Origin of the sequence: Wenyingzhuangia fucanilytica (genome assembly GCF_001697185.1) — a bacterium.
In the GTDB taxonomy this organism is placed as follows: Bacteria; Bacteroidota; Bacteroidia; order Flavobacteriales; family Flavobacteriaceae; genus Wenyingzhuangia; species Wenyingzhuangia fucanilytica.
Window position 1 is genome coordinate 1,669,548 of the sequence record NZ_CP014224.1, and the last position, 13,892, is coordinate 1,683,439.

Here is a 13,892-nt window from a genome sequence, read left to right on the forward strand (position 1 = left end):
TAATTATTTTAATTTTTTATAAGCATCATTTAATAGTAATAAACGCTCTACTGATTCGCCCATTTCGGATTTCACTTTTGAAATAAATAACTCTAAATTTTCTGGGGATTTAATTTGTTCCAGTTCTTCTTTATAATCGGTAATTCGCTTTTGTGCTACCTTACCAATCGTATTGGGCATATTGAATATTTTGATTCCTATAGTATTTACTGAAGTTCCAAAAGTTTGAAAGTCTGGATGAAAAGGAGCCTCTCCTTTTTTAAAAACTTGAACATATTGAGAATCACTATCTGATAGCAAATATGGAGAATGTGTTGTAATTAACATTTCTCGCATAGTTTGATTACTATTCTCTTCTTCTTGCTCAAAACAAAAACGTAAACTCGATAAAAATTTAGCTTTCCAACTTGGATTAAAATGTGTTTCAGGCTCATCTAGCAAAAACAAACTTCGTGTATCTTTAAATAATAAACACAAGCCAAGAGAATGCAAAAATTGATGTTCTCCATCTGAAAGGACCTTGGTGTAAATATTCTTTTCTAAACCTTTTTTCTTGATTTCAAAATTCTTGATATTCAATACTCTTTTAGATTCAATAGGTCTAAAGTTTATAGATTCACTTAAAAATATATTCTCAGTAGCATAAGTGTTGTTTTTACTTTCTTGGTTTACAGAATGTATTTCTAATATTAAAAGAAGCTGAAATAGTTCAAAAAGCTTTAACGGATTGTTTTCAAAATGAAATTGAAATGCTTTAATCGTAGCCTGATTTACTTTATAATCTAGAATAAGAAAACTACTATTATTAAATTCATTTTCATAAAATTCATAGTTGTCTTCTTCATACCAAGTTGAAGCACATTTTTTTAATTTTTCTAAATAAGAACCTGTGTTTTTTCCTTCTCTTTTTACATCAAAATCTAAGTTCTTTAATAGTGGATATTTTTCGCCTTCAAATTCTTTTAGAATGTCTGTTTTAATGATTAATCGAAAGGAATCTATTGCTTCAATACCTACATATTCTTTAAAAGGAGATAAAATGTCCTTTTCTAAATCATCATTGGTATTCATCAGTAAATTAGCCAATAAAATAAATTGACTATATGATTTATCTACATAGATTAAAGAACTTTCAGGACTTGGGTCTATTATAGATTCTGTAATCAAATTACTGTAATAGGCATCATACTGGATAAAACGACTTTTGAAGAAAGGGAAACTTAAAGTTTCATTTTCACCAGAAGCATAACCCACAACATATTCTGGCAATAGAAACTTTATTTGATGACTTAATAGTTCATCAACTCCAAATTCGTCCTTGTTTTTCCATTCTATTTTTGGTCGTTCTCCAATTTGTTTAGAAATGTAAATATGGGCTTTATGTATCTCTTCTTTTTTATTTGATAGTTGTGGGAATCCTTCTGTAATAAACGTTAAGTATTCGAGTTCATACGCATCAACTCTCGAGGTTTTGGAATCAAATGAATTAGAATTATTTTCATCTTCTTCGTCAAAATAACTAGGTTTGTTATTCAGATATATACAATCTAAATGATAAAATATTTCTGATAAGGCTTCCAATACATTAGATTTTCCACTACCATTTTTTCCTGCTAATACATAAGGATTAAAGACAGTAGCTTCATTTTCTGATTGTAGAAAGTTCATTTCAAAACCATTAAACAAAGAATTGAAACCTTCTTCTTGATTTATTTTAAGCCTTAAAAGTTTCATCTGTTAGTTTAAGTTTAACGGTTGCAGTTTCTTCTTCAAATATTTGTTCTAACAATGGTGGTTTTGCTTCCAAAAACTTGAAAATTATTTGCTGCCAACTGGCATTCGGGAAATCCATATCTCCTCCGTGATAAAAGAAATGATGTAGTTTTTCTTCTATATCCTGAAGTGTAAATAATTCCTCTTTAGTGAAATTGTCTTTTAATAAGAATTGATAAAATTCATCAAGGCTCATTAAATCAAAAATCCATTTTTCTTGTGTAGATGTAATTTCATCTGGAATACCTAGATAAGTTGCCAAATCAAGATTCGTGATATCTACTTTTTCACCTTCTTGCTTTTTTATTTCAGACATAATCGAGTCTTTTTTTTTAACTTCTTCTTTTGGAGTTTCTATTTTTCCTTTAAAAGATTCTTGAATCAAACTATTGAACAAGTGTTCTAAGGCTGTTTTAGATTGGGTTAAACTTTCTTTTTGCCCTTGTATGTTGTGGTAAATGCTTTCGAATTGGTTCTGGAGTTCGATTGGGGGAACAATAACCTCCATTTTATTTAATTTTGCTTTGGAGATATTTTTCATGGAGCCACCAGTTCCAGTAGCAAGTTTTGATATTTCCATTCTAACTCCTTTATTGCTCAAAACAGGTTTTAGAAAAACTGTGTTAATTAAATCTTTATTTGGAATCAACTTCCACAGCTTGTCAGGTAAGAATAAATAATCATAATCTTTAGGAACAAGGCATGTACTTCCAACCATTTCTTTAGTATTTGCTCTTGAGAAGAGTAAATCACCTTTCTTTGGAAATACTAATTGCCTTTTTATTTTATCCTTTGAAACAGCCTTAAATTCATTTTCTTTAAAAATACCAGAAGTAACAGCACTAATCTTTAGTACTCCTATCTCATTTTCTTTTAAACTTCTATTTTCACCTCCAATACTCCAACCTCCTTTCATCTCATTTATAACTTTTGAAATAGGCATCATCTCCCACCCTTTAGGGTTAAAAACAGGATCCCCAAACATCTTCAAAAACTGAGCTCTTAACAACTCATCTAACAAGGCAATGCTTTTTTCTCTTTTTTGTACCAAAGCACTGGCTTTGTCTAATAAGGATACTATTTTGTTCTGAGTTGGAAGATCAGGAACATCAACTTTATACTTTTTTAATTCAGTTACTGAAACATTTTTTATAACAGCATTCTTTCCTTTATCAGAAATTCTTACTATTACATTGGATAATTGATAATACACCCAATCGATATTTATATTTTCTTTAGCTGTAACTCTTACTATTCGCTGATTTAATAATGCCTTTTCTCCAACCCATTTATAAGTTTTAATAGTACCTGAAAGACTAACTAAAATATCACCTTCTTCAACAAAAAATTTTGGATCATAAGGCTCATCCCAATCCCAATATTTAAAATCAGTTGCGTTGGGCTTCATATTATTTATTCTAATAATAGGGATACCTTTATCTTTAAACTTAGAAGATTTCCAAGCATTTCCAGAATGAAAATCACATATTTCACCTAATTTCTGTATCATCCTATCAAGTGATTTAGTTCTTGCATATCTGCTAAAATACCTTTTTCCATCTCCAGTAATTTGGCTAAAATTACTTTAGGTGGTTCGTAGCTTTGCTCAATGTATTCAAATTCTTTATATCGGTTGTAGCTTAGGTCTAAGTCGTTTTCTTGTATTTCGGCAAGTGGTACGAAAAAATGATTTTTACGATCAGGATATTTTGTTGTTTTTCTGTCTGTAAATTCACTTTTAACTATTGGTAAAGGATTTTCTTTTAATTTTCTTCTGCTATCATCTAAACTGTAGCCATCATTTTCTAAAGCATAAAACCATACTTTATCGGTGTGCCAAGTTTTACTATCTTCTTCTACTTTGGTAAATACCAAAATAGCGGTTTTTACACCCGTATAAGGCTTAAATGCTCCTGCAGGCAAAGAAATAACGGCTTCTAGTTGGTTGTCTTTTAGTAAAATTTCTCGAGTTGCTTTTTGAGCGCTAGAGCTACCAAACAAAACCCCTTCTGGTATTATTACAGCAGCCTTCCCACCAGAGCGTAACATTTTAGAAATACGAGCTAAAAACAATAGTTCAGTAGCACCTGTGTCTATACCTAAGTCTGGATTCACATCTCCTTTGTCTAGCTTACCCGTAAATGGAGGATTTGCTAATACAATGTCGTAATCTCCCGTTTCATTGTAATTTTTACTTAAGGAATCTTTGTATTCAATATGTGGGTTATCTATCCCATGCATCATTAAGTTCATTAAGCCCAAACGTACCATCGTGGTATCTATATCAAAACCATAAAAACTATCGTTTAGTATTTGTTTGTTTTCTTCTGTTAATACAGAAGAAATAGAAGCACGCATAAATCCGTCTTCATCTTCTACTAATAATTCAGGTTCTTTATTACGTACCAAATCACTTAAAATGTATTGGTATGCCCCTAATAAAAAACCACCTGTACCACAAGCAGGATCTGCAATTTTATCCCCTAATTTAGGTTCTGTTAATTCTGCTAATAATTTAATTAGATGCCTTGGTGTACGAAATTGTCCGTTTTTACCTGCTGTGGCAATTTCTTTCAACAACATCTCATATACATCTCCTTGTATGTCTTGAAAAGCTTGTTTTCCATCTTTAGCATCCTCTTCAATTTCAATGAAAATTTCATCTACTTTTTTTACTGCTTCCACCAATAAAGAAGGTTTTTCAATAATAAAAACGGCATTCTTCATGTACTTTGTAAAAGAAGAGGTTTCATCATTTAAATCTTTTATTACAGGAAATACATTATTTCTAAAATGTAATAACATCTCATCTGCTGGCAATAATTTAAAGAAACTCCATTTTAACTCCTTTTTAGATCTAGGTTTTAAAGCTTCCTCACGTTTTTTGTATAAGACTTCTTTTTCGGAGTTTGAGGCATCAGGGTTTGGTCTGTATAAACTTTCGTCTATCCAAGGTGTGTATTCACCATCAAATTTAGACTCGTATGCTTCTCCTGTCCATTTTGCATCACGTTCTCTTTTGCTTTCAAGCTCGTCTAATCTTTTAATAAAGAGTAGGTAAGTGATTTGCTCAATTGCAGTAATTGGATTAGCAATACCCCCACTCCAGAAGGTATTCCAAAGGCTTACAATTAAAGATTTTAATTTAGGATTGTTTTGTAACATTATGCTGCTAATATTTTATTTGTTAATTGTAATATATCGTTTATTTCTTTCATAGAAAACACTCCTCTTATTCCTTCGGGATGAATCATTGTAAAAGGTGATTCTATTAAGTTTTTCTTTTCTAGGTTTCCTTTTTCTAGAATGTATTTTTTTAAAATATCTAAAAACTGAAGTTGTCGGCTGGATAAATTACTATGTTCTGTAATAAATGTATTAAAAGCATTGGCAACACTTTCATTAAATGTTTCTAATACCTCAAGACCCAAAATGTGTTTTATAAACTGTATGAATTTTGCTCTTCTGTTTTGATAGACTCTTTGTAATAAACCTATTGTTATATGTGGGTTTTCTTCGTGTAACTCTTTAGCTAGTAGACCTACTTCATCTTCTGTAATTGAAATACCCTCTTTGATTTTTTTTAGTATGGGATTTGACTCTGTTAATTCTCTTACTTTTTCCTCCACCATTTCTCTATAACGAGTAATACTAACCGCTTCATTTTCTGGTCCAAACTCCACCATTTCTTTTGAAATCAATTCATCTTCAAAATTAAATTTAGCAGGCCCTGTATTTAGGTCTCTATTATCGATGTACCTAGCTAAAGGAGACAATTTATCTATTAGATTATTTAATTTTTCTTCGTTGATATTAGACCAAAAATGTACTCTTTGCGTTTCTTTGATAAGTGATTGTTCTTTTAAAACTACATTTAAAGATAATGGTAAATCAGAAATACGTTCAATTAAAGCATCTTTTAACATGACATACTTTACTTCTTCATTTTTTAATTTTGCTAAAGAAACTTCTAAAACATCCTTTTCAAACCTCATTGCTTTGTAATCTACACCTGAAATTGTACGCATCAGGGGTTCTATTTCCGTTTTGAGATATTCTAGTTTTTCTAAAGTTAAATCTTTCCAAAAAATAGAATCATTTACTTTTACAACTGCACTACTGTTATCTTTAACAACAATAGAATTTAAAGGTAATAGTTCTATTTGGTTTTGTAATCTTATCGCTTCTTCAACCTGAATTTCTATATTATCAGCTTCGATGGCTAAGTTCAATTTTTCTAATCTTAAACTAAATAACTTTACTGGTATTGGCGTTGCTTGTTTTAGTTCCTTCCCTTTTGGTTTTAGTTTAAAATATTCAAAATTATCCCAACAATCTAAGATTAAAAAAGCATCTTTTTTGGTACACCAAGATTTCATATTCGTGGGTTCTAACAATCTAGTTCCTCTACCAATCATTTGCCAAAATTTGGTATAAGAATATACTGGTTTCGCAAAAACTAAATTCACCAACTCTCTAATATCAATACCTGTATCTAACATATCTACACTGATAGCAACTCTAGGGAAATCTTTATTTTTAAACTGGTCTAACAATCCACCTTTTCCATAAACACGAGAATCATCGGAAACCATTACTTTGGCCAATTCACCATTGAACTCTGGAAATAATTGATCAAAAATCCCTTCAATTCTCCTTGCATGAGGAATACTTGTACAAAAGAATATTGTTTTACCAGGTAGTACACCATTTGAATCTTTTATGGATTCTTCCATAAATTCTTTTACAATCAGTGTATTTGTTCCTTTGTTTGTTACTTTTTTTTCTAATTCAGTTCCTTCAAAATTAACTTCAGCAATCTCTTTACCTTCTAGAATTAATCTTTTTTGATCTTCTAGTGAAACTGTTCTTTTGCTTATTCCCTCCGATTGGAATTTAGTTTTAATTTTCATTACCTGAAAATTGCACAAATAAGGTGGTATATTATTTACAGCCTCTTCATAGGTATATGCAAATGATGGCAAACCATCTTCACAATCAAATATTTTAAACGTGTTATGATCAATTACGTCTGTTGGAGTGGCAGTTAAGCCAACCGTAATTGTATTGAAATAATCTAAAACTTCTTTGTAGGTATTATATATACTTCGATGGCTTTCATCAACAACTATCAAATCAAAAAAGTGAGGTGATAAGGTTTCTTTATCATCTCTAACAATATTAAGCATAGTTGGGTATGTTGACACGTAGACTCTTCTATCTTTAGAAATACTTTTCTCACCTAATTTAGGCCATCTAGGCTCATTAGGTAAATGCTCTTTAAAGGCTTCTAAAGCTTGATCTCTTAATGCAATTCTATCTACTAAAAACAATACTTTTTCTGCCCACCCCGCTCTCATCAAAGCCTCTACTAAAGCAATGGTCGTTCTGGTTTTACCCGTACCCGTTGCCATTACGATTAAAAACGTACGTCTTTTTTGTTCCAAACCATCCATCACAGAACGGATAGCTCTAAGCTGATAACCTCTACCTGCAACATTTGTATTTATAAACTCACTTGTTAGTGGCTTTTTTGCTTGTCTTATGTATAAATATCTTTCTAAATCCTCTCTCGTTGGATAACCAACAACTTTTCTAGGTGGAGCATTTTCTAAATCCCAAAAGAATATGTCGTGACCGTTGGTATAAAAACAAAATGGTAAGATATCGTTTGTTTGCTTTTGAATATTGTAACAGTATTGTTTTGCTTGTTCACGGCCAGTATTTGCATCTTTAGAACTTTTTTTAGCTTCGACTACTGCTAAAGGTTTACCGTTTTTACCTAACAACACATAATCTGAAAACTGGCTATTAAGGTATTTATCTGTTGATTCACTTACTTTTAGATCAACTACATACTCTTCTACAACTTGAGTATAATCGTTAACATCCCATCCAGCTTGTTTTAACTGAACATCTATTAGTTCTTTCCTAGTTGTTGACTCATTCATATCCATTTATAGCAATAAAGGATAAATATACAAAGTAGTATGTAATATTTAGTCCCGATTATTGTGATTTATTGCTATTTGTTAGGTTCTAAGTGTTGTTTGTTACAGCAGCTAGTTGATAAAATGACTGTGGGTAGAGAGTAATTGGTAAAAGGACTGTAGGTAGAAGGTAGAAGGACGAATAATAGATAAAATTAAACATTTTAATAATAGAACTATTTCTCGATACAAAATACTGCACTGCGTTTCGTATTTTACTCGAAATGACAGAGAAGTAGAAAGTAAAAGGACTTATGGTAAAAAGACCTATTTCTCGATTCAAAATAGTTCACTTTGTTATAATCTTACACCATTGTTCCTTTGATTTGATACCAAAGGAAACAGAATACCGATATTTTTAGGATCCTCTTTTAAAGAAAAAAATAATTAATCTTGAATAGGCATCAGTGTAAAAGCATATTTATAAACTCCTGGATGAATTAAATATTCTGGATGCGGTTCTGCTCTAAAAGACCAAGTATTATCACCTCCTACTCCCATTTGAATATGATCTATATTTACAGTTAATACTTCACGGTTTATAAGTTCATTGGTATGTGTGGCTGCTTCTATATTCATTGTACTATAAGGTAATACACTAAAGTTCAAAGGAAAATCTCCTTTTACCAAAAGTCCTTTTCCTTGTTTGTTTTTAACTTTAAACCAGCGAGTATCCATGTGGTTTCCATATTCTTGAGGCACTACATATCCGTAGTTCATGGTAGTGGCATCTCCTTTATAAATACCCACAAAAGCTCCAGTTTGTCTATCTTGATAGTTGGCCTGTGGGCCTTTTCCTAAATATGTTACCTCTTTGTATTGATTTGAAATATCAAACTGCATTCCTATTTTGGGAATATTAGGTGCGTTTTTATCAATATTACTTGTATAAGCTACGTGCACTTGCCCATTTCCAAAAATAGTATAGATTAAACCTATAGAGGTTTTAGGGTTTTTAATTTCCCCTTTTACTTCTATAATAGCTTTATTATCATTTTCTGAAATTAACTCTATGTACACAACCTCAAATAAATCGCCTGCTTTTAACCAATCACGTTCATTTGTCTGTTTTTTACTTTTTCTATACGCAGCATCATTTTCCGTTTCTGGTCTCCAAAAATTCAATTTTAATGGACTCTTAAAATATTCATTCGTTTTAAATTTGTACGAAGAAATAAGTCCAGTTTTTTTATCAACCTCAACCTTCATTAGTTTATTGTTTACAGTAATTTTATCTGAAGTTTCTTGAACAACCACAGATGGAAATTTTACTGTTTTTTCTTTTGACTTTTGAATGTTAAAAGGCATTTTAAACTGTTCTTCAAAAACAACATATTCTTTATTAGCCCATAAAGTATTTCTTTTTAGTTTACCTAAAATATTGATGTAAAATTCATCATTTAACAATGCTTTAGGCTTCTTGAAAGGTATTTTAAAAGTTTCTATTTGATATGGTTTTGTTGATAATGTAGCTAAATTTCCAGACTGAATTACCTCTCCATTTTTAGACAATTCCCAAACCAAATTATATTGCGATAAATCAACAGCATGATGACGATTTAAAATTGTAAAAGTCCCCTCTAAGGCATTTACTTCAGAAATTACAACAGGTTGATTTACTTTTTTACATTCGTAAATTTCTGGTTTTGGAGTTCTATCCGCAGCAATAATTCCGTTAATACAAAAACTTCCAGAATTTGGTTTGTCTCCAAAATCACCTCCATAAGCCAAGTAGTCAACACCTTTTTTATCTTTTTTTAGAATTCCTTGGTCTATCCAATCCCATATATAACCTCCTAAAGCCCTATCATTATTATAAATTACATCCCAATACGTTTGCATATTTCCTACAGAATTTCCCATAGCGTGTGCATATTCACACATCAACACAGGGCGTTTATCAAAGCTAGTATCCTCTATCAAACTTTGTAATTCTTGTGCTTGTGGATACATTCTACTCAACATATCTACCCATTTTGGATCTGTTGGATTTCCTTTACCTAAATTAAAATACTCTTTTTTATAACGAGCATCCGTAGCATCTCCTTGAGCACCTTCGTAATGAACATATCTTGTTGGATCCATTTCTTTAATCCATCCTGACATTGCAGCGTGATTTGGCCCCATACCAGATTCATTCCCTAAAGACCAAATAACAATACTTGGATGATTTTTATCACGTTCTACCATACGCACCGCTCTTTCTAAAAAAGCGTTTGACCACTCTGGGGTATTAGATAATTTACCTCTAAGTCCATGCGTTTCTAAATTGGCCTCATCCATTACATAAATTCCATATTCATCACATAAATCATAGAAATACGGATCGTTTGGGTAATGAGAGGTTCTTACCGCATTAAAATTAAACTGCTTTAAAAGTTTTACATCAGCCTCCATATCTGCTCTAGACAGAGCTTTACCGTTTGTCATGTGATGATCATGACGGTTTACTCCTATCATTTTTACAGGATTTCCATTTACTAAAAACCTTCCTCTATCATCAATTTTTAAAGTTCTAAAACCAACTTTGGTACTTGTATATTGAACCGAATTTCCTTTATCATCTTTAAGCGTAAATAATAAAGTATATAAATACGGACGGTCTGCAGACCACTTTTTTGGTGATTTTACTTTGGTTTCTATCAATGCAAAAGGCACATTATCTCGCTGAGGATAAAACTCTCCAAAATATTTTTTCAGTTTTGTATTTGTTGTTTCTCCAACAGCATTTCCTTCTTCATCTAATAATTGTGTACTTAACGTCCAATTATCAACTGTGGTTTTTAAGGGAGCATCTCCAAAATGCCCTACTTTTTCAACATACTTATCAGTAATATTTGCGATAAACTCTGGGCGAATTTGTAACAAAGCATCTTCATTATTTTTTTCGAACTCAGTTCTAATTGTAAAATCGTACAAACGCACTTTAGGAACTGCTTGTAAATAAACTTCTCTTTCTATACCACTTAAACGCCAATGATCTTGTGCTTCTAAATAACTACCATCACTCCATCTATAAACTTTTACAGCAATTTTATTATTTCCTGCTTTAATATATTTGGTAATATCAAACTCCGATGGCAATCTAGTATCTTCACTATAACCAACAAACTCCCCATTTATCCAAACATAAAATGCAGATGACACACCTCCAAAATGTAGAATGATATCTTTATTGTTCCATGATTTATCTACCTTAAATGATTTTACATAATGCCCCACAGGATTGTCTTCGTGATTAATAAATGGAAAATCACTAAAAAACGGATAGGTTGAATTGGTGTAAATGGCTTTTCCATAGCCTCTCATTTCCCAACTAGAAGGCACATCAATAACCTCCCAACTAGAAGTATCAAAATTAGGTTTGTAAAAATTATTAGAAGCATCAGCAGGTTTTGCCACCCAATTAAATTGCCAATCCCCATTTAATGATTTAAATAAAGATGATTTTTCTCTACTATTTTCTTTAGCATCATTAAGATTATCATAAGTATAAAAAGTAGCATGAGCAGGCAGTCTATTGATTTGATTTACGTGTGGATTTTCCCAATCGTTTTGTTGAGCTACAACATTAATGCTAATCAAAAAAAGTAATGCCAAACAATAATTTTTCATGTGTTTAAATTCAAATATTAACTAAACACAAAGTTACTTTTAAACATAGATGATTATGAAACAAATGAACATTTAACAAGAACATATGTTTTATTTTAATAAACATACCTATAAGAAACGTAGACTTATACGAACCCCTACATTCTTTAGTTAAATTAAATAATATTTTAATCGGCATGCTAGCTTCTCCTAATTGGGGCTAAACCAAAACAAACATCTTTATGTTATTTAGGTATTATCCAAATAAAAAATATGCTTTCAAAAAAGTCTTAAACATTTTTGAAAGCATATAGTTTCCGTTATAATTATTGATACTCCTAAATCTTTAAAAATTTAGTAGAGTATATGCCTCCTTTAGACTTTACTTTAACTAAATAAACACCCGTAACTAAATCTCTAACCGAAATTTTTATGTTTTTAGTAAAAAACATTTTCTCTTTAACCTTATCTCCTCTTAAAGAATACATAATTACAGAAAACATATTATCACTACTATTAGCTAAATCTATATGAAAGAAATTTGCTGATGGGTTTGGATATAAACTAAAATTTTGTTTGTTATTAATGTCATAAACACTAAGAGGAATCCCCGTATCTTCTATAGCACCTATACCAGCAGTCCACATAGTCCCTCCTCTTTCATAAGCACCTATATCTGGGGCATTACCACTATAATTTTTACTAAAACCAGCAATAATTTGTGCCTGATCTACAACTAAACTATTCTCTTTTGGCATAAAATTTTGAGTATCTACATCTTCAAATGGAGAACTAGCGTTAATTAAGTTATTTTGTATATCAAATTCATTAGTGCCGTTTCCTGTAAACCAACTTTCTTTATTTGAAAAATTATTATAAACTCTATTATTCTCTTGTGCATATCCATTTACCCAAGAATCCATAGCGCGTTCTGCATTCCAAATTGTATTATGAAAAAAATCTAAATTAGTATTGTTCCAATTTACTTGATATCCACTCCAAGACACATTCCATATTACATTATGGTCAACAGTAAACCCTTTACTATTATTATCTAAATAAATACCCGCAGCTTTAGCGGCTTCATTAATTTCATGGGAATAAGCAGGTGCTGTTGCATCGTGAAACCAGTTATGATGTATTCTAGTATTTTTTAAAGAAGAATTCCCTACAGTATAAAACACTCCTGAATCACTATTAATTAATTGAGAAAAAGAAACATCATTATAGGCAACTTCACAATTATAACCACCAACATATAATCCATCTCTTCCCGAATTTACTATTGTGTTTTTTAAAATACTTACATTATTAGCTAATGATCTTATAGGTGTTGTATGTATTCCTAAATAGTTTGTATTACTTATTTTGTTTTCCTCTATTACTGAATTATGTGCTCCAGACCAATTTTCTACTGTAATACCATTACTAGAGCTATGATTGATAGTACACCCTTTTACTAATGTATTTCCTCCTCGTACTTCTAACGCTGCATTACCTATATTCGCGGAAGTATTATTTGTATCATCATGTAATTCACCTCCATGTATAATAGTATTATTAAGGAATGTATTGTAATTTCCTTTGACCAAAACACTTCCTCCAAAAAAATGAATTCCCTCAATTTTTATATAATTACCATTTAACTCTGCTGCATATCTACTTTTTGCAAACTCTACCTCTCCGTCTAATGGTATATTACCGTCTGATGGTTGAAAATAAAGAACTTGAGCTGTATCATCATAATACCATTCGTTAGCATAATCTAATGCTTCTAGTTTATTAAACAAGTAAAGTTGACCTCTGTTATTATTAGGGTAATTTCTCCATACCCCTGGATTATGTGGGTTAAATGGCCATTTATCTGGATTTACTCCTGTATGATCTATTCTTGAACTTGTACTATTGGTAATGGTTCTTGTCCAGCTTGTTCCTGAGTGAGCCCCCAAATAATATACTAAACCACCAGTCCAGTCTATATCTGGAATATTGTTAACTAAAAAATGAGAACCATCTCCACCAGTTACAGGGATGGTATTTATTGTCCACCTATTATCATCGGTGTTATTAGGCCACCTAGCCAAATCCATATACTTTTCATGATGATAAACAGATCTATATCTACTTGTAATAGTCATAGATACATTTGCTTTAAAAACACCATTATTATATGGCTGCCAACCATTTACTTTAGAGGTAGCTCTAATCTCCACATCTTCTCCTGTTGCTGCCTTAAATGTCAAATAATTTGCTGCTGTTCCACTTTTATTAATCAACAATTCATCTTCATAAACGCCCCCTCTTATAATACACACATCACCAGCAGACATAGAGGAAACAGCTTTGTTGAAGGTTTTATAAGGACTATCTATAGTCCCTGAATTATTGTCATTTCCGTTAGTTGCCACATATATGTTTTTGGCAAAAACGTAACCATTTATTGGTAAAATAAAAATGCATAAAATTTGTAGAATTCTAATCATGGTTTTTGTCTTTTAATAATCAATGATTATTATTAATGAAATAAGTTTTTAA

At 31.2% G+C, this 13,892-nt stretch carries 6 protein-coding genes; all 6 read right to left on the reverse strand.

The features are described from left to right. Positions 1–3 precede the first annotated feature (3 nt). Positions 4–1,734 (reverse strand): restriction system-associated AAA family ATPase, encoded by a 1,731-nt coding sequence (locus AXE80_RS06875; RefSeq protein ID WP_068825711.1) that lies wholly within the window; start codon positions 1,732–1,734, stop codon positions 4–6. Beyond that, the gene (locus AXE80_RS06880) at positions 1,715–3,283 is read right to left on the reverse strand and encodes a restriction endonuclease subunit S (RefSeq protein WP_068825713.1); all 1,569 of its coding nucleotides are present in this window, start codon (positions 3,281–3,283) and stop codon (positions 1,715–1,717) included. The genes AXE80_RS06875 and AXE80_RS06880 overlap by 20 nt, the downstream gene beginning before the upstream one ends. Then, the gene (locus AXE80_RS06885) at positions 3,280–4,938 is read right to left on the reverse strand and encodes a type I restriction-modification system subunit M (RefSeq protein WP_068825715.1); all 1,659 of its coding nucleotides are present in this window, start codon (positions 4,936–4,938) and stop codon (positions 3,280–3,282) included. Before AXE80_RS06885 ends, AXE80_RS06880 begins: the two co-directional genes overlap by 4 nt. Next, on the reverse strand, positions 4,938–7,724 hold the full coding sequence (locus AXE80_RS06890) for a type I restriction endonuclease subunit R (protein ID WP_068828745.1): 2,787 nt from the start codon (positions 7,722–7,724) through the stop codon (positions 4,938–4,940). The genes AXE80_RS06885 and AXE80_RS06890 overlap by 1 nt, the downstream gene beginning before the upstream one ends. Before the next feature lie 426 nt (positions 7,725–8,150). Continuing rightward, positions 8,151–11,378 carry a beta-galactosidase, LacZ type gene (gene lacZ, locus AXE80_RS06895; protein ID WP_068825717.1) on the reverse strand — a complete coding sequence of 1,076 codons (3,228 nt, stop codon included), beginning with the start codon at positions 11,376–11,378 and terminating at the stop codon, positions 8,151–8,153. Between the two features lie 317 nt (positions 11,379–11,695). Next, entirely contained in the window at positions 11,696–13,840 is a 2,145-nt protein-coding gene (locus AXE80_RS06900) for a T9SS type A sorting domain-containing protein (RefSeq protein WP_068825719.1), read from the reverse strand. Positions 13,841–13,892 lie beyond the last annotated feature (52 nt).